General features: G+C 40.7%; 14 protein-coding genes and 1 tRNA gene. 7 read left to right on the top strand and 8 right to left on the bottom strand.

Features of this window, described 5'->3' with window-relative positions; genetic code table 11:
• Positions 1-90: 90 nt before the first annotated feature.
• The 4 genes from B3C94_RS07960 to pfkA all read right to left on the bottom strand — a co-directional run bounded on the left by B3C94_RS07960 (position 91) and on the right by pfkA (position 3,190).
• Positions 91-163, bottom strand: a tRNA-Phe gene (locus B3C94_RS07960).
• A gap of 177 nt (positions 164-340) precedes the next feature.
• A complete protein-coding gene (gene gap / locus B3C94_RS07955) occupies positions 341-1,339 on the bottom strand; it encodes a type I glyceraldehyde-3-phosphate dehydrogenase (protein ID WP_293901653.1) in 999 nt (332 codons plus the stop codon).
• A gap of 4 nt (positions 1,340-1,343) precedes the next feature.
• Positions 1,344-2,195, bottom strand: a complete 852-nt coding sequence (locus tag B3C94_RS07950; protein ID WP_293901650.1) for a hypothetical protein — start codon at positions 2,193-2,195, stop codon at positions 1,344-1,346.
• A 17-nt stretch (positions 2,196-2,212) separates the two neighbouring features.
• Positions 2,213-3,190: a 6-phosphofructokinase gene (pfkA, locus tag B3C94_RS07945; RefSeq protein WP_414712645.1), complete on the bottom strand. Its 978-nt coding sequence runs from the start codon at positions 3,188-3,190 to the stop codon at positions 2,213-2,215.
• A gap of 185 nt (positions 3,191-3,375) precedes the next feature.
• Here pfkA and B3C94_RS07940 point away from each other — a divergent pair, with 185 nt between their 5' ends.
• The 7 genes from B3C94_RS07940 (at position 3,376) to B3C94_RS07910 (ending at position 14,662) form a co-directional block, all read left to right on the top strand.
• Positions 3,376-4,047 carry an NUDIX hydrolase gene (locus tag B3C94_RS07940; RefSeq protein WP_075992906.1) on the top strand — a complete coding sequence of 224 codons (672 nt, stop codon included), beginning with the start codon at positions 3,376-3,378 and terminating at the stop codon, positions 4,045-4,047.
• Positions 4,048-4,216: 169 nt separating this feature from the next.
• Complete coding sequence (locus tag B3C94_RS07935; protein ID WP_070561152.1) at positions 4,217-4,816, top strand: TetR/AcrR family transcriptional regulator; 600 nt, start codon at positions 4,217-4,219, stop codon at positions 4,814-4,816.
• Between the two features lie 28 nt (positions 4,817-4,844).
• Positions 4,845-6,161, top strand: a complete 1,317-nt coding sequence (locus B3C94_RS07930; RefSeq protein ID WP_293901633.1) for a TolC family protein — start codon at positions 4,845-4,847, stop codon at positions 6,159-6,161.
• 14 nt (positions 6,162-6,175) lie between these two features.
• Positions 6,176-7,231, top strand: a complete 1,056-nt coding sequence (locus B3C94_RS07925; protein ID WP_293901630.1) for an efflux RND transporter periplasmic adaptor subunit — start codon at positions 6,176-6,178, stop codon at positions 7,229-7,231.
• 64 nt (positions 7,232-7,295) lie between these two features.
• A complete protein-coding gene (locus tag B3C94_RS07920; RefSeq protein WP_293901627.1) occupies positions 7,296-10,478 on the top strand; it encodes an efflux RND transporter permease subunit in 3,183 nt (1,060 codons plus the stop codon).
• A 150-nt stretch (positions 10,479-10,628) separates the two neighbouring features.
• Positions 10,629-12,470 (top strand): glutamine--fructose-6-phosphate transaminase (isomerizing), encoded by a 1,842-nt coding sequence (gene glmS / locus B3C94_RS07915; RefSeq protein WP_293901624.1) that lies wholly within the window; start codon positions 10,629-10,631, stop codon positions 12,468-12,470.
• Between the two features lie 8 nt (positions 12,471-12,478).
• A complete protein-coding gene (locus tag B3C94_RS07910; protein WP_293901621.1) occupies positions 12,479-14,662 on the top strand; it encodes a DUF4954 family protein in 2,184 nt (727 codons plus the stop codon).
• A gap of 181 nt (positions 14,663-14,843) precedes the next feature.
• Here the strand turns inward: B3C94_RS07910 and B3C94_RS07905 are convergent, their stop codons facing one another.
• The 4 genes from B3C94_RS07905 to lgt all read right to left on the bottom strand — a co-directional run.
• On the bottom strand, positions 14,844-15,410 hold the full coding sequence (locus B3C94_RS07905) for a helix-turn-helix domain-containing protein (RefSeq protein WP_293901619.1): 567 nt from the start codon (positions 15,408-15,410) through the stop codon (positions 14,844-14,846).
• 321 nt (positions 15,411-15,731) lie between these two features.
• Positions 15,732-16,274: a L,D-transpeptidase family protein gene (locus B3C94_RS07900; protein WP_293901616.1), complete on the bottom strand. Its 543-nt coding sequence runs from the start codon at positions 16,272-16,274 to the stop codon at positions 15,732-15,734.
• 93 nt (positions 16,275-16,367) lie between these two features.
• Positions 16,368-17,558 carry a tryptophan synthase subunit beta gene (gene trpB, locus B3C94_RS07895; RefSeq protein WP_293901613.1) on the bottom strand — a complete coding sequence of 397 codons (1,191 nt, stop codon included), beginning with the start codon at positions 17,556-17,558 and terminating at the stop codon, positions 16,368-16,370.
• 151 nt (positions 17,559-17,709) lie between these two features.
• Positions 17,710-18,453 (bottom strand): prolipoprotein diacylglyceryl transferase (gene lgt, locus B3C94_RS07890; RefSeq protein ID WP_293901610.1); only part of this gene is annotated, 744 nt, incomplete at its 5' end.

Raw genomic sequence — 18,453 nt, 5'->3', positions numbered from 1 at the left:
TGGCAAGGTTGTGCTCTACCAGCTGAGCTATTTTCGCATTGGAATTATTATTCTTTCAATCTGTCAGAACCTTGCGTTCTTCCTTTTCGGTGGTGCCAGCTGGATTCGAACCAGCGACACAAGGATTTTCAGTCCTTTGCTCTACCAACTGAGCTATGGCACCTTTTCAACGTTAGCTGTTTGCCTTATTGATGATGCAAATATAGACGGATTATTTGAATTACAAAAGCCAAAAGCGCTTTTTTTTGCCTTTAAACGCCAACCTGCTGATTTTTAAGGAAAAAAAAATAAGGGGCTATTCTACATGAATAGCCCCTTTATAGGATATTGGTGGAGTTGATTAAGATAATTTACCAACTTCTAATACCAAGTCAACGATTTTGTTTGAATAACCCCACTCGTTGTCATACCAAGATACCACTTTAACGAAGTTATCATTCAATGAAATTCCTGCTTTTGCATCGAAGATTGATGTACGTGCATCACCTAAGAAATCTGAAGAAACAACTTCGTCTTCAGTATAACCTAAGATACCTTTCAATTCACCTTCAGAAGCTTCTTTCATCGCAGTTTTGATTTCTTCGTATGAAGCACCTTTGTTTAAACGTACTGTCAAGTCAACAACTGAAACGTCTGCTGTAGGAACGCGCAATGACATACCAGTCAATTTACCTTTCAATTCAGGAAGAACCAAACCTACTGCTTTAGCAGCACCAGTAGATGAAGGGATGATGTTTTGGTAAGCACCACGACCACCTCTCCAGTCTTTTACTGAAGGTCCGTCTACTGTTTTTTGAGTTGCAGTAACCGCGTGAACTGTTGTCATCAAACCTTCTACAATACCAAATTTATCGTTTAATACTTTAGCGATAGGAGCTAAACAGTTTGTAGTACATGAAGCATTTGAAACGATGTTTTGATCAGCTTTCAATTCTTTGTGGTTTACACCCATGACGAAAGTAGGGGTGTCGTCTTTTGCTGGAGCAGACATAACAACTTTCTTTGCACCTGCATCGATGTGTTTTTGAGCCAACTCTTGTGTTAAGAAGAAACCTGTAGATTCGATGATTACTTCAGCACCTACTTCATTCCATTTCAAGTTTGCAGGATCTTTCTCAGCAGTTACACGGATCGTTTTTCCGTTAACAACTAAATTTCCGTCTTTTACTTCTACAGAACCGTCAAATTTGCCATGTGTTGAATCGTATTTCAACATATAAGCCATATAATCTGGTTCAACTAAGTCATTGATACCAACAATTTCAATTTCTGGACGATTGATAGCCGCTCTGAATGCTAAACGACCAATACGGCCAAATCCGTTAATTCCAATTTTCATATTCTTAATTTTTATTGATATAATATTTAATTAAATTGTGTATTGGTTCTTTGACAACAGTCCCAATACTGATATTAAATTCGTCTGTGGCAACTTCCCGTAGTATGTTCTCATAATTGAACGCTACTGAACCGGTAAAGTTCACATCGCTGTCTGGGTATTCTTTCATTAGAGGCTTGATGTATGTTTTAATAAACGTACGAAGCCCATTTTTAACCAATTGATTGATAAATAAATGATCCTTATTTTCCAGGACGAAATCAGTAAAAGAATTCAGAAAATTTGTCGGCTGGGGAGCAATATACACCCTTTCTAAAATTGTTTTCTTGTCAATGTTGAATTCTCTTTCTAACTTGTCGCGTAGATCGATCGGTAAGGTGTCTGTCATGTAATGTTTGAGCAGCTGCTGGCTATTCCAGTTCGTCGCCCCTTCATCGGCCAGAATATAACCTAGACCATAATTATTATCAATGATTTTTTTCCCTGTATAATAAGCTGCATTTGATCCACTGCCAATGATACCAATAATGCCCCGCTCATCGCCAAAAGTCGAAATAGCGGAAGCAATGACATCATGATCTACGCGTACACGTGCGTTGACGAAAAAGCGCTCCAGAACGTTTTTTATTTTATCCTTACGTTCTTTCGACGATGATCCTGCACCAAAGAAATAAATTCGTTTTATTTTCTCTGCGTTATTGATCAGATTGGTGTTCTTATGCAAATGCTGTAGTATGGAGCGTTCATCTTGAAGATAAGGATTGATGCCGTTCATTCGGAATCCGGTCGTTATCCGTCCCTTATCAGCCAACCGCCAGTCTGAAAATCGAGACCCACTATATACTACTGCTATCATGTCTGTTCAATTTATGATTATAAAATCTCAGCCATTTCCAATAAATCAGGGCTAAGTTTAATTTCCTTATTGCTGATTGCTTCTTCAATTGGAGTTGTCTTGATTTCATTACCACGGAGTCCAACAGTGACTCTTGTATTTCCTGCCAATAATTCATTGACAGCAGCAAAGCCCAATCTACTAGCAAGCACGCGGTCAAAACTCGTTGGAGCACCACCACGTTGCAAATGCCCTAATATACTAACTTTCGTGTCGTAATGATCAAACTTTTCTTTTACTTTTTTTGCTACATAATAAGCGCCGCCATTTTGATCGCCTTCCGCAACAATAACAATAGACGATGATTTCTTCTTGATTGCCCCATCTTCTAAATGACGGATTAAATCGTCAATGGCCGTTTCTTTCTCGGGAAGTAAAATAGCTTCGGCACCACCGGCAATACCTGCATTTAAGGCAATACAACCCGAATCCCTGCCCATCACCTCAACAAAGAAAAGACGTTCATGTGAGGCCGCAGTATCTCTGATTTTATCAATCGCTTCGATTACGGTATTGTTAGCGGTATCATAGCCAATCGTATAATCAGATCCATAGAGATCATTGTCAATGGTTCCCGGTATACCTATAATGGGGATTTCAAATTCTTTGGAGAAGAAATTGGCACCTGTAAAAGTTCCATCTCCACCGATAACCACCAATGCATCCACGCCGGCAGCTTTCAAATTGTCGTATCCTTTTTTACGGCCTTCGGTTGTCTTGAACTCCATGCAACGCGCTGTCTTTAATATCGTACCACCACGTTGTATAATATTGCTGACTGAGCGCGTATCCATTTCTTTGAAATTTGCATCAATCAGACCTTGGTAACCTTGATAAATACCCGTTACTTCCAATCCCTTATGTAATGCTGTTCGAACTACAGCACGAATACAGGCGTTCATACCAGGAGCATCACCTCCCGATGTCAATACACCTATTTTTTTAATTTCTTTTATCACACTCTATATTTTAGGTTTTACGAATATAAGATTTTTATAGTGTATATTCTACACTTTGAATAAATTTTTCAATATTTTTTTGCGCATCACGTTTAGGAAGCGTATAATTGTTACAGATAACCCGATGATTAGTAACCGCTAAATTTAGCTCAGTATATTGCACATAAATAAATTTAGAAGTTTTGTATAGTAATTTTACCGTAGACTGTGTCATATTAGGCTTTCACGAAGGAGAATTAAAAGTTCTTTTAGCCGAAAGAAATGAATATCCTTTTAAGGATTGGTGGGCATTGCCAGGTTTTTTCGTGGATAATGACGAAGAAATGGAAGATGCCGTAAAACGAATTTTGTATGAGAATACAGGTTTGAAAGATGTATTTATGGATCAGCTCCATTCCTTTGCCGGATTAAAACGGCATCCAAAGGGAAGGATTTTGACAGTGGCTTATTATGCGCTCGTGCAGCTGGACAATACAAAACTTAAAACCAAACCTGTTACAAATTATATGAAACAGGCAAAATGGTTTCCTGTTCGGAATGTACCCGAACTGGCATTTGACCATAAGCAGATTTTGGACCTCTGTCTGGAAAGATTGCAACGGCGTCTTGCATATAAGCCAATTGCTTTTGAGCTGCTGCCCGAAAAATTTACCCTCACCCAGCTACAGCTGGTGTATGAGGGGATCTTGAATAAACCGCTCGATAAGCGCAATTTTAGAAAGAAAATGCAGAATTATGGCTTTCTAAAAGAACTCGACGAAGTACAGACTGGAGTTGCTTATCGTGCAGCACGTCTCTATAAACTGGATAAGCGAAAGTTTTTAAAACATTTTCAGAACACGGTCGCATTCTAACAGACCTGTTCGTATAATAAAAGGCAAACTCAAAAGTTTGCCTTTTTTGTTGTCAGTTTAATATCAAAATTATTACAATTTCAAAATTTATTTTGCCCGACATGTTACTTTTTATATTTTTGAACAATTTTTGATAAAAGTCAGAAAGTAGAAAGGAGTTTTTTGAAGAATGGAAGATAGAAAAGATCAAATCATTCATGCGGCGATAAGACGCTTTATGCATTACGGTTTTAGTAAGACTACAATGAATGAAATTGCGGAGGATATAAAAATTACCAAAGCGAATTTGTATTACTATTATTCGGAAAAGAATGCACTTATACGGGATGTGATTGTGCGTTTGACGGATGAATATAGAGAAGAGGAGGAGAAGATGGTTGCTGTGCATGTGGGCACAACCTACGAGTTGATCATAAAAATTCTGGAACTGCGCGATGCATTTGTCCGGAAATACTATATGTTGCACATGAATGAAAATCTGGAATGGATCAAGGGACTTTCCATGCAGGATTTTTTTCAGTGCCTGCACGACCGCGATGTGAAGGCTTTGTTTGAGATCCTTGAGATCGGTGCTGAAAAAGGTGAAATCGATGGGGAGCATTTATACGAAACGGCCGAAATCTATGTGGAACTGATGAAGAGTTTATCCTTGATGTGTAATATCTCAGATATCATTTCGGGGATTCCAAATCAGGATCGTTTTGATGAAGTGCTGCAGAAACAAAAGTTGGCTACCAAGCTGTTTTTTAATGGTATAAATAAAAAGTAGATATAAAATTAGGATAAATAAATTAGGAATGAAAACAATCAGAATACTAGCCAGCCTTTTATTAGGTACGATGGTTTTCCAAAGTCATGCACAGCAACAATTGAGCTTAAGTGATGCAATTAAATTTGCTTTGCAGAACAAAAAGGAAGCTAAAAAGGCAAAGTTGGATCTCGAAAACTCGCAATACCAGATTGATGAGGTTAGGGGTAGCGCGTTGCCACAAATTACAGCAAACGGTTCCTTAAAATACAATGTGTTGATCCCAGAAATGGTGTTGGAAGCCGGTGGTCAGACTCAAAAAATTAAAATGGGACAGCCTTGGAATTCAACGGCGGTAGTTTCTTTAAATCAACAGCTTTTTAATCAATCGATCTTTACAGGATTGAAAGCAGCTAAAACAACAAAAGAGTTTTACCAAATAAATGCGCAGTTAACAGATGAACAGGTGATCGAAAAAGTAGCAAATGCTTATTATGATATTTACCAAGAACATCTGAAACTTCAGACGATAGAAAATAACTTGCAAAGTACAACAAAAACGAAAGAAGTGACAGCGGGACTTGTCAATGCTGGACTGGCAAAAAAAATAGATTTAGATCGCTTGGTTGTCAATGTGAATAACCTGGAGGCACAAAAACAACAAACAACCAACGCTGTGCAGATCAAAGAAAATGCGTTGAAATTCGCAATTGGGAAGCCGATAGAGGAGGATATTGAATTATCAGGAGAGACCTTTGATATCAATGCAGCATTGGCAGTGGAATCGGATAATGTTGAAAATAGGACTGAAGTGCAGTTGATGAAGAAACAAATTGAACTTTACGAACTGAACAAGAAATCGAAGGTTGCTGATTTGTACCCCAAACTATCTTTAGGTGGAGATTTTGGTTTTAATGGTTTTGGTAAAGGTTTTCCAATCGGTGGTGATTTTAGCTGGCCAAAGACGTCAAGCATAGGTTTGAACCTTTCGGTGCCTATCTTCACTGGTGGTACGACAAAGGCGAGAATAAACCAGGCCGATATTCAGATCAGACAAGCTCAGGTTGACCTTGAGGATACCAAACTGGGTCTTAATTTAGCAAAAGAAAACGCCAAATCACAGATCAAGATCAGCTTGCTGACGATCGACAATAATCGTCGGAATGTTAAATTGGCGAAAGGTGTTCTTGATGATACTAAAAACAATTTTAACAATGGTTTAGCAACGTTAACAGAATTACTTGATGCAGAAAAAGCACTAGCTGATGCGGAAAATAATCTAAATACGAGTTTGTTGAACTATAAAGTCGCCGAAGTACAGATTATTAAGGCGAATGGCGAATTAAAATCACTAATTAAAGAATAATTGACTAATACAATATGAAACGCGGAATTATTACCCTACTTATTATTGCTGCTGGTTTAGCAGGAATATTTTTTGTGTTAAATAAAAATAAAAAGAAAAATGAGGCCGAAACGGCAGAAGTAGCAAAGAAAAATGCGGCTATTGCGGTGCGTATCGATACGGCGAAAATATCTTCCATGGACTTGCGCTATACCGCTAACGGTACATTTTCTCCAAAACAAGAAGTAACCGTTTCGGCTGAAACAGCCGGCCGGGTAGTGAAAGTATTGGTTGATGAGGGTTCTCATGTGAGCGCGGGACAGACTTTGGCGATCATTGAGGGCGATAAACTGAATGTAAACGTAGCGAATGCTCAAGCTGCATATACCAATGCGCAGGCTGATTTACACCGTTTTGAAAGTGCTTTCTCTACGGGTGGTGTAACCAAACAACAGCTAGACCAGGTGAAATTGCAATTTGAGAATGCGAAAAACAATTTAAAAGCTTCTAAATTGAATGCTGGCGATGTGACCATCAAAACATCGGTATCGGGTATTGTTAATTCACGTAAAATCGAACCGGGAACTTACCTGAATGTCGGCGCTGCAGCCTTCGATATTGTGAATGTTGCCACCTTGAAATTGCGTGTCAATGTAGACGAAAAGAATGTCGCGACCTTAAAGATTGGTCAATCTGTTGATGTGACAGCAAGTGTTTATGCCGACCAACGCTTCAATGGTAAAGTAACTTTTATAGCGCCTAAATCGGATGGTAGCTTAAATTTCCCGGTAGAAATCGAGGTAAATAATGCATCGAATCAGTTGCGAGCCGGTATGTATGGTACGGCCATCTTCGGTGAGGGGGCTGCCAGCAACACATTGATCGTACCACGTAACGCCTTTGTGGGCAGTGTGAGCGACAACAAGATCTTTGTGCTGAAAAATGGTAAAGCAATCGAAACAAACGTCAAATCGGGTAGAAACTTTGGTGATTACATCGAGATTTTAAGTGGTTTACAAAATGGGGATCAGGTGATTGTTTCGGGTCAGATCAATTTATTTGACCAAAGCCCTGTAGAGATTATTAAATAGAGCATACTGTAATCAGTAGCAGATGGAACTCCAGTTGCATAGCTATTAAAAATAAATTATTCGAATGAAAATTACCGAAATATCGATAAAACGCCCCAGTATAATTATCGTATTATTTATAATACTGACATTAGGCGGGTTGTTTTCTTATACGCGATTGGGCTATGAATTAGTCCCTAAATTTGAAATTAACGTCATTACGGTACAGACGGTTTATCCGGGAGCTTCGCCTGCAGAGGTTGAAAGTTCGGTGACCAAAAAAATAGAGGATGCTATTTCATCCTTGGAAAGTATCAAAAAGGTAGAGTCGACTTCCTTGGAAGGGGTATCGATCGTTATGATTACCCTCAACAACGGTGCGGATGTCAACTTCCTGCTGACCGATGCCCAACGGAAAATCAATGCCGTGATCAACGATTTGCCGGATGATGTAAAGACACCTTCACTCTCTAAATTCTCCCTGGATGATGTGGCTATCATGAGTTTGGCTGTCACATCCAACTTATCGGAGAAAGAGCTTTATGATCTATTGGATAATAAAATCCAGCCTGTTTTTGCACGTATTAATGGTGTTGCGAAAGTAGACATGATCGGTGGCGAGGAGCGTGAAATCCAGATCTCTGTAGACCCGAAAAAAATTGAAGGTTATGGACTGACAATTTCGCAGGTACAGCAAACTGTAGCGGCTTCCAATCTCGATTTTCCGACAGGTAACGTAAGTACCCGCGATAACCGGACAACCATCCGTCTTTCGGGTAAAGTGACTTCAATCGAGGAGCTGCGGAACCTGCCTATCACGACGCCGGCTGGAGTACAAATCTATTTACGTGACATCGCAGATGTACAGGACGGTATCAAAGAAATTGAAAAAGTGGCCCGTTTGGACCGTCAGAATACAATTTTATTGCAGGTCTTTAAACAGTCTGATGCAAATGCGGTAGCGGTGTCTGAAGCGGTCAAGAAAACCATTGCTGTACATGATAAAGACGGAAAAGTAATTAGTGGGGTGGAGAAGGATTATGCGTCACAAAATATTAAAATTTTGGTGGCCAATGACTCTTCAGATTTTACATTGAATGCGGCCGATAACGTGATCCACGACTTAATGATTGCAATTGCCTTAGTGGGCTTTATCATGTTGTTCTTCTTGCAAAGTTTACGTAATGCGGCGATCACCATGATTGCAATTCCATTGTCCTTGATTGCGACGTTTATTGGTTTGCTCCTGATGGGTTATACCCTGAACTTGATGTCATTACTCGGCCTGTCACTGGTGGTTGGTATCCTCGTGGATGATGCGATCGTTGTTATTGAGAATATTCACCGCCACATGGAGATGGGTAAAAACAAGGTGCGTGCGGCGTATGACGGTGCTTCTGAAATTGGATTTACAGTAACAGCGATCACCTTGGTTATCGTTGTCGTGTTCCTTCCGATCGCGATGTCTACGGGCTTGGTGGCCAATATCCTGGCACAATTCTGTGTGACTGTCATTATCTCGACATTGTTATCCTTATTGGTGTCATTTACCGTAGTCCCTTGGTTATATTCGCGTTTCGGTAAATTGGAGCATTTGAGCAAAACCTCGTTCTTTGGTCGTATTATCCATGGATTTGAAAGTGGATTGACCAGTTTTACACATTGGGTTGCTGGTTTATTGACTTGGGCTTTACGCAGTGTCGGTACCAAACTGGCAACGTTAGGTTTGGCCATTGGTTTACTTGTTGCATCATTTTTCCTGATCGCTAAAGGCTATATCGGTTCGGATTTCTTCCCAGGTGTTGATCGTAAGGAGTTTTTCATCCAATTGGAACTCGACAAAGATGCTTCTCTGGAGAAAACCAACTTATTGACGCAGAAAGCGGAGGCTTATATAAAATCGAAACCCGACGTAAAAGAAATTATTACAACGGTGGGTCAGTCTTCGGATGGTATGGCTTCGACCACAGGTTCGCGCTACAAATCGGAGATCCACGTGATCCTCGACAAAGAAAATTTTGAAGGCAACTCACAGGTATATTCTGCGACCTTGAAGCGAGAACTGGAAAATAATCTGATCGGTGCGAAAATCAAAACCGTCAACGTTGGTATCATGGGAGCGGAGCAAGCGCCATTGAAGCTGACCATTATCGGCGCTTCTGTCGAAGATGCACAAGAGTTTGCAGAAAAGGCGGCGGATCAATTACGTAAGATCCCCGGAGCAGCGGGTGTCAAATTGACTTCTGAGGCAGGTAACCCCGAAATCAATGTGAAGATCGACCGTGATAAAATGACCTCTTTGGGACTGAATGTCTCTACGGTGGGTATGACGATGCAAACGGCATTCTCCGGAAATACAGACAACAAATATAGAGCGGGGGATAATGAATATGATATCAATATTCGTTATACCGAGAGTGGCCGTGCAAATATTGATAACGTGCGCGATCTGAAGTTTATCAATAATCAAGGGGCTTCCATTTCCTTGGATCAGTTTGCCAATGTGACTTACGGATCAGGACCTACCTTGTTGGAGCGTCGCGATAAATCACCAGCAGTATCTATTCAGGGACAGGCAATCGGTAGACCAATGGGTACGGTAGCACAGGAGTGGCAAGCGCAATTCGAAAAACTGCCTCGTAAACCAGGGATTGTGTTTGTTTGGGGTGGTAATATGGAAAACCAAAGTGAAGGTTTTGGTACATTGGGAATTGCCTTATTGGCATCTATTATCCTAGTATATTTGGTAATGGTTGCTTTATATGATAGTTTTATCACACCATTCGTGGTTTTATTCTCGATTCCATTGTCGTTTATCGGAGCCTTGTTGTTCTTGGCACTAGGAAATCAAACCTTGAATATCTTTACGATTTTGGGTATCATCATGTTAATTGGCCTGGTGGCCAAGAATGCGATCATGCTGGTTGATTTTGCTAACCATCGTAAGGAAGCGGGCGATAATACACACGATGCCTTGGTGGCTGCCAATCACGCCCGTCTTCGTCCGATTTTGATGACAACTATTGCCATGGTATTTGGTATGATTCCTATTGCAATCGCTACTGGAGATGGTGCCGATATGAATAGAGGTCTTGCGATTGTTATTATCGGGGGGCTTCTGTCTTCACTATTCTTAACCTTGGTTGTTGTACCGGTGGTTTACTCCATCTTTGATAGTCTTCAGCGCCGTTTTGGAAAGAAAGAAAAAACAAACTATGAGGCCTTGATGAAGGAAGATTATGACCATGTGGATGTGGCAGAACATTAAAAAATAAGTAAATTTTACAACGCAAAAAGGCGGCTAATAGACATTGGCCGCCTTTTTTGTGTTAATTTTAGGTTAATCAATCGATTGCGTAAATATTTTTTATTACATTGCGGCGCATTAACAAAATATACACTTAAAATTGAGACAAGCATGTGTGGAATTGTAGGATACACAGGTTATCGTCAGGCGTACGGTATCGTCATTGACGGATTGAAAAAATTGGAATACCGTGGATATGACAGTGCTGGAGTGGCATTGCATAAAGGTGACCAGATTGATGTTTACAAGAAAACAGGTAAAGTTGCAAACCTGGAAGAGTTCGTCTTCGGTCACGATCTCCAATCAACTACAGGTATAGGGCATACACGTTGGGCAACCCACGGTGAACCTTCTGATCGGAATGCGCATCCGCATTATTCCAACAGCGGTCGTATAGCCATGATCCACAACGGAATCATTGAAAACTACGCTTCTTTGAAGTCTGAATTAATCAGCAAAGGTTATACGTTTAAAAGTGATACAGATACGGAAGTTCTTGTCAACTTTATCGAAGAGATCCAATCTCAAAATGAGTGCTCTCTCGAAGAGGCTATTCGTATTGCTTTGAAGCGCGTAGTGGGAGCTTATGTGATCCTTGTATTGGAAGCAAGTCATCCGGATCGTATCATTGCAGCGCGCAAGGGAAGTCCTTTGGTGATTGGTATCGGTAAAAACGAGCATTTTTTGGGTTCAGATGCTTCACCGATGCTAGCGTATACCAAAGAAGTTGTTTACATTAATGACTATGAGCTGGCCATTATCACGCCAGAAGAGTTGATCCTTAAAAACCTAGGAAATGAGCGCATTACTCCTTATGTTCAAAAATTAGACCTTGAACTGTCTGCTATTGAAAAAGGAGGCTACGATCACTTCATGTTAAAGGAGATCTTTGAACAGCCGCACACGATCTTTGATTCCATGCGTGGCCGCCTGGACTTGCAGTCACATCAGATTACCCTGAGCGGTATCGAAAAATTTGCAAACGAGATTAGCAATACCAACCGCATTGTAATTGTTGCCTGTGGTACAAGCTGGCATGCGGGACTTATTGCGGAGTACATTATTGAGGAGCTATGCCGTATTAATGTAGAGGTCGAATATGCCTCGGAATTCCGTTACCGTAATCCGGTTATTCATCCGGGCGATGTTATTTTGGCGATTTCCCAAAGCGGTGAGACTGCCGATACGTTGGTCGCTCTGGAAAATGCAAAAAAACAAGGCGCTATCATCTTGGGCGTAGTGAATGTTGTTGGTTCTTCTATCGCAAGACTTTCGGACGCAGGAGCCTATACGCATGCTGGACCGGAAATAGGTGTTGCGAGTACAAAAGCATTTACGGCACAATTGACCGTATTGAATCTGATCGCATTGAAAATCGCTTCCCTGAAGGGGTCAATCAGCGAAGAGCGCTATCAAAAACTTGCACAGGAATTGAATGAAGTTCCTGAGAAAGTGGAATGGATCTTAGATACGCAAGTGGAAAAAATCAAGCAGATCGCAAAAAAATACAAAGATGCCCGCGACTTCCTTTTCTTGGGTAGGGGGTACAATTTCCCGGTTGCGCTCGAAGGTGCGCTTAAGCTCAAGGAAATTTCCTATATCCATGCCGAAGGTTATCCTGCAGCGGAAATGAAACATGGACCTATCGCATTGGTCGATGAAAGCTTACCAGTTGTTTTTATCGCCACAAAAGATGCTTATCATGAGAAGATTGTTTCCAATATTCAGGAGATCAAAGCCCGTAAAGGAAAAATCATATCTGTGGTGACCAAAGGCGATACAGTTTCTGAAAGCCTATCGGATGATTTTATGGAAATTCCTGAAGCAGATGAAATCATTGCACCGTTAATTTCGGTCGTACCGTTACAACTGCTATCTTATTATATTGGTGTAGAATTGGGCTTGGATGTGGATAAACCACGTAACCTTGCTAAATCTGTAACAGTAGAGTAAGGAGGTCTATGAGTGTATTGAAGAAGAAACCTTTGGATCATCTGGGATATGGATTTATCCCAGATGAGTTTATTCCAGCAGGACAGGACGAATATACCCTTCGTTTTCAGCAAAATCCGCGTAATGACTACCGCGATCTGACAGAGACCGAGATTCAGCAATTGATCAACAACGGAAACTGGTCTAGCGACTGGTCTAAAGTTAAAGTATCGGCGGTCTTTGATCCCAATCAGATTCAGCAATGTAAGTTCTACGGCTTGGTACGTATCGGTAATCTGAGTCCAAGTTACCTGGACTACCGCAATTTGCAGCTGCCGATTGGCTTGTATCATTCAACGATCATCAGTTCGGATTTTGGCGATGATGTTGCCGTCCATCATGTGGGCTACTTGTCCTACTTTATCGTGGGCAATGAGGTCCTGTTGAGTCAGATCAAGGAAATGGAAACTGGCAGTACAGCTAAATTTGGTAATGGCATTCTCCGAGATGGTGAAGAGGCTGAAAAACGTATCCAGCTGGAGCTATGTAATGAAAACGGTGCCCGTTCGGTTTATCCTTTTGATGGCATGCAGGCTGCCGATGTTTATTTATGGACCCGTAATCGCCATGATCATGCCTTACAGCAGCGGTTTGTTGAGTTGACTGATCAAAAATTTGGAAGCCGACGCGGCTACTATAGCCAAATCGGTGATCGTTGCGTCATCAAAAATACCTTTACGATAAAGAATGTCAAGATCGGAACAGATGCCTATATCAAAGGGGTTAGTAAGTTAAAAAATGTGACCGTCAATTCCTCTCAGGAATCGTATACACAGATCGGAGAGGGCTGTGAGCTCGTAAACGGGATTATCGGCTATGGCTGTCGTATATTTTACGGCGTAAAAGCCGTTCGCTTTATCTTGGCTTCCTATTCGCAATTGAAATATGGAGCGCGGCTGATCAATTCTTATTTGGGGGACAATTCAACAATTTCTTGTTGTGAAGTACTAAACTCTTTGATTTTTCCTGCCCACGAGCAGCACCATAACAATTCTTTTTTATGCGCTGCATTGGTGATGGGGCAAAGTAATATGGCAGCAGGAGCGACGGTAGGATCTAATCACAATTCCAGAGCAGCAGATGGCGAAATTATCGCAGGACGTGGTTTCTGGCCCGGACTCTGTGTCAGTCTAAAACATAACTCTAGATTTGCATCTTATTGCCTCATTGTGAAAGGTGATTTTCTTCATGAACTGGATATCAAACTTCCTTTTACATTAGTTAGTAATGACGTACAACATGATCGATTGGTATTGATTCCAGGTTACTGGTTTATGTACAACATGTATGCGTTGGTACGCAATGCCAATAAGTATGAAGCGAGGGATAATCGGCATTTCAAAAATCAGTATTTTGAATACGACATGTTGGCGCCAGATACGGTGAACGAGATGTTTGAGGGGATGGATATATTGGCCTTGGCCGTGGCAGACAGTCTTCTCGATACAGTAGAAGGAAAGGATAAGCAGGAACGTATTGTTGCCGGTCGGGCATTATTTGCGAACAATATGGATTTAAAGGGTCAGACGATCGTGCTGCAAGGTGCAGAGAATTCCCGAAGACCGACTGTTATTGAGAAAGTAGGCGAGGCTTACCATTTATATCGCTCCTTTATTATATATTATGGCGTGCTTCATCTGATGGATGCCCTCGAGGAGGGTGGTTCACTGCAGGATATTATGGACACCTTATCAGGCCGCTCGCGTACAAGTTGGGAGAATATAGGTGGACAGTTGATCGAAAGCAATGCATTGCAAACTTTCCTGAATGATGTCAAATCAAAAAAAATAGATTCATGGGATGATATTCATGAATTTTATCATGATAAGAGTAAAGATTACCCCTTAGATAAACGTGAACATGCGCTCTTGTCTTTAATTGAAGTCTTAAATTTGGAAGGTATGGTCTTATCAGCAGATAAAATCGTATATTTGTTGGATCAGGCGCTTGGGCACCGGATCTGGATTGGTGAACAGATTTATAAATCCCGTGCTAAAGATTATAAAAATCCGTTTAAAAACATGGTATATGCTAATGATGACGAACGTGATATAGTCGTAGGAAAACTGGAAGAAAATTCTTTTATCAACCAACAACAAAAAGAACTAGAGACATTTAAAATAAGGGTTGCTAATTTGAAAGGGCAATTTTAAAAAGAAAGGCTTCCGCTCGGAAGCCTTTTCTGTTTTTTTGGACTTTTTTTCTGATCCCGGCAATCGATGATCACACCAGATTGTTTTGTCGCTCGTCGTTAGCTTTCTTCTGCTGTGCCGCGATAACATCCAATCAAGCCTTCAATCTAAACGTGAATTTCTAATAGCTCGTAAGAGGTCTTTAATCATTGATCTTATCAAGCGGTTTCCTTTTATTCTCCTTGATCTGTTTAAAGTGACTTGGCGTAAGTCCAGTTACTTTTTTGAACTGATTACTTAAATAAGCAACACTGGAGTAATTGAGTTTATAGGCAATTTCACTTAAGGTAAGTTCGTCATAAACCAATAACTCTTTGACATATTCAATTTTTTGGCCGATGAAGTATTTTTCGATGGTCATTCCTTCGACGTCCGAAAAGAGATTGGAGATATAATTGTAATCGTGATGTACCTCTTTACTGATGATTTCAGAAAGATTGAGGTTGGTGTCGTTATGTTGATTACGGATGAGATCTAATACAAGATGCTTGACCTGCTCTATTATGACGGTTCTTTTATCATCAATCAGTTCAAAGCCAAGGGCCGAAAAATTGGAGGCAAGTTGCTTGGTCTCCTCTTTGGTCAGATTTTCATCGATTTCGACTTGGCCCAAAGAAATGTGCCTGACATGAAGGTTGAGCTTAGCCAATTCATTTTCAACAACCATAATGCATCTATTACACACCATATTCTTTATCGCAAGTTTCATATATAAATAATTATTCATTTGTAATTGCATTCAATGTAATTCAAGAATGCACGGCATTTTGTCTTTTAGAAGTTCTATGAAATTTCCTGTTTATTTAATGCATACGTATTTAATTTTCAGATAGCATGTCTGCTGTCGCTCTGTCATTGGCGCTGGTATTTTGTAATCTTGGATATTTCATAAAAACTATTTTAATACAAGTTAATCATGTAAACTCAAAAATCGCTAATTAATTAGACATGCCGTTGTAAGATTTAGAGATTATTTTGTAGTATTTTGAAGAATGCCTGCAGGAAAAACTATAAAGGGAAGGCTAGATGGCTAAGGATTGATCTCAATCGGTGTACCTATTGCAACCGCGTCAAAAAGCTCGTCAATTTCCGAATCTGTAAGCGCCATACAGCCAAATGTCCAGTCTGCGCAGCGCTGCAATTTGCCGATAAATCCCAATCCGTTTCTAAGCCCATGAATTTTGATGTCGCCGCCGGCATCTTTTCCCAAACTTTTAGCATGGGCAACATCCTTTTCGTTAGGATAGGAAACACCGAGGTTTTTGTGGTAGTCGCTATAGGGATTTTTATCATTGATGGTATAGTGGCCCTCCGGGGTTTTTAAATCACCTTCAATTTCTTTGGCACCAACAGGCTGACCACCTAAGGAAATGGGGTAAGATTTTAATAGCTTTCCTTTACTATAGGCTAATAACGTTCTCTTTGATTTATAAACGACAAGTTTGTCTACTTTTGTATTCTTATCCAAAGGTGTCTCTGGGTAGAGATTATAACTAATAAGGCCTACAGAAAGTAAGATGAGGAGCGCGATAATTGTTTTTAAAACTATTCGTGGGTTTTTATGCTGCTTCATTCTGAGGATCTTTAGTTTGAAATAAGATGTTAGATCGAGTACGTACTATAATAGTGGCGACCCGATCTACTTGATTTTTTTTAATACTTAGGCTTAAAATTCACGATCCACATCCTTATCGCCGCGTCCCGAAAGGTTGACAATGGCGACTTTGTTTTTGTCTTTTAGTAATTTTACAGCGAGAGCAACAGCGTGGGAAGATTCGATTGCGGGAATAATGCCCTCCAATCGAGAAAGCAATTTATAGGCTTCGATAGCCTCTTCGTCTGTTACAGGGTAATAGTTTGCTCGTTTGTTGTCTTTTAATTGGGCATGTTGAGGCGAGATTCCCGGATAATCAAGACCAGCAGACACCGATGTCGAGGGGATAGGATTGCCTTCTTCATCGACCAAACAATAGGAGTATGTTCCCTGAAATACGGTTGGTTTGCCAAAAGAGAGTGTAGCTGCCGTTTTTGGGTAGCTACCAGTACCCCCACCTTCACCGCCATTAATTTCTACCTCAAGGTCATCCAGAAATCCTGAAAATAGGCCAATGGCATTTGACCCTCCGCCTACACAGGCAAATATGCTATCAGGAAGACGCCCTTCTTGATCGAGAATCTGTTGCCGGGCTTCTTTACCGATAACACTTTGGAAATAGCCGACCATTTTTGGATAGGGGTGCGGGCCTACGTGAGACCCCAATAGATAATAAGAGGTTGGATTTTCAACGTAATACATCAATGCGGCGTCGACGGCATCTTTCAATGTACGGCTACCTAAGTTGGTTGTCACCACTTCGGCTCCCAGCAATTCCATGCGTTTGACGTTAAGGGCTTGGCGTGCAGCGTCTATTTCACCCATAAATACTTTACATGGAATGTTTAATAATGCCGCTGCGGTAGCTGTAGCTACCCCATGCTGACCGGCACCGGTTTCAGCAATGATTTCTGTAGCTCCCATTTGTTTGGCCAAAAGAATTTGACCTATGCAGTTGTTTATCTTGTGGGAGCCCGTGTGATTGAGGTCTTCTCGCTTTAAATAGATTTTGGAACCGACATAATCACTTAAATTCTTCGCATAGTATAATGGAGAGGGGCGACCAACATAATGTTTTAAGATGGCGATAAACTCTTTCTGAAATTCTTCTTTTTGGACATGGCTATCGAAAAAGGCCCCTAGTTTATTTAGTTGCTCTTCCAATACTGGAGGAATATATGCCCCTCCGTACTCACCATATTGACCGTTGTATTGAAGCATCTTGTCATTTGCTTCTACAGATGCACATTGCGCTAGACTCATTTTAGGTTTAAGTTTCTTGTTGTAAAAAGATATATTATTTATTGAAGCCTAATATAGTAATCTTTGCAGGTATTGAAAAAAAAACAGGCATCTTTTCGAGAAATGATGCCTGTTAAATTGCATTTGCAAACAAGGATATATTTCCCCTGTTTTAAGCCTTAGTTTTCCGGAAGATAAAGTAGAAACCTACCAGAATAAAAGGTATACTCAACAATTGACCCATATTCAAAGCCATACCTTGCTCAAATGCCTCTTGGTCAATTTTAAAATGTTCTAGGACCATACGGGCACCGAACAATAGGACCATAAATATGCCAAATAATTGACCTTTTGGGCGATTTGGATTCGATTTGAATAGGGAACCAATGATAATAAAAATCAAAATATAGGCGATTGCTTCATAAAGCTGCCCTGGATGGCGGGGGACATTGTCTACACGGTCAAACACGATGGCCCAAGGTAGATCCGTAGGTGTACCAATTATTTCAGAATTGAAGAAATTTCCGATTCGGATAAGTGCACCGGCAATAGGGACTACAACGACCAATCGGTCCGCTAACCACAAAAAGTCGGTTTTTGTTTTTCTGCAGAATAAATATAGCGCGAGGATAATTCCGATGGCGCCGCCGTGGGAAGCCAAGCCAGCAAAGCCTGTGATATGAAACCCTGTTTTATCCCATTTGAAGGGAAGGAAGATTTCAAGTATATGGTCTTTATAATAGTCAAAATCGTAAAATAGGCAGTGTCCCAATCGTGCTCCGATTAAAGTGCCCAAGAAAATATAAATTGAAAGCTGATCCAATTGTTCCTGGGTGCGGCCTTCTTTTTTGAAAATACGCAACATGATAACGTATGAAACAAAAAACGCCAATAGCCAGCATAAGGCATAATAGCG

The sequence above is a fragment of the Sphingobacterium sp. UBA5670 genome (assembly GCF_002420705.1).
Taxonomy (GTDB): domain Bacteria; phylum Bacteroidota; class Bacteroidia; order Sphingobacteriales; family Sphingobacteriaceae; genus Sphingobacterium.
Note: the sequence above shows the minus strand (reverse complement) of the source record. Positions and strands in the feature narration are given on the sequence as shown.

Excerpts from the sequence above, each read along its gene's own strand:
- gap (WP_293901653.1), bottom strand. The coding sequence starts at position 1,339 with ATGAAAATTGGAATTAACGGATTTGGCCGTATTGGTCGTTTAGCATTC.
- B3C94_RS07950 (WP_293901650.1), bottom strand. The coding sequence starts at position 2,195 with ATGATAGCAGTAGTATATAGTGGGTCTCGATTTTCAGACTGGCGGTTG.
- B3C94_RS07935 (WP_070561152.1), top strand. The coding sequence starts at position 4,217 with ATGGAAGATAGAAAAGATCAAATCATTCATGCGGCGATAAGACGCTTT.
- B3C94_RS07930 (WP_293901633.1), top strand. The coding sequence starts at position 4,845 with ATGAAAACAATCAGAATACTAGCCAGCCTTTTATTAGGTACGATGGTT.
- B3C94_RS07925 (WP_293901630.1), top strand. The coding sequence starts at position 6,176 with ATGAAACGCGGAATTATTACCCTACTTATTATTGCTGCTGGTTTAGCA.
- B3C94_RS07920 (WP_293901627.1), top strand. The coding sequence starts at position 7,296 with ATGAAAATTACCGAAATATCGATAAAACGCCCCAGTATAATTATCGTA.
- glmS (WP_293901624.1), top strand. The coding sequence starts at position 10,629 with ATGTGTGGAATTGTAGGATACACAGGTTATCGTCAGGCGTACGGTATC.
- B3C94_RS07910 (WP_293901621.1), top strand. The coding sequence starts at position 12,479 with ATGAGTGTATTGAAGAAGAAACCTTTGGATCATCTGGGATATGGATTT.
- B3C94_RS07905 (WP_293901619.1), bottom strand. The coding sequence starts at position 15,410 with ATGAAACTTGCGATAAAGAATATGGTGTGTAATAGATGCATTATGGTT.
- B3C94_RS07900 (WP_293901616.1), bottom strand. The coding sequence starts at position 16,274 with ATGAAGCAGCATAAAAACCCACGAATAGTTTTAAAAACAATTATCGCG.
- trpB (WP_293901613.1), bottom strand. The coding sequence starts at position 17,558 with ATGAGTCTAGCGCAATGTGCATCTGTAGAAGCAAATGACAAGATGCTT.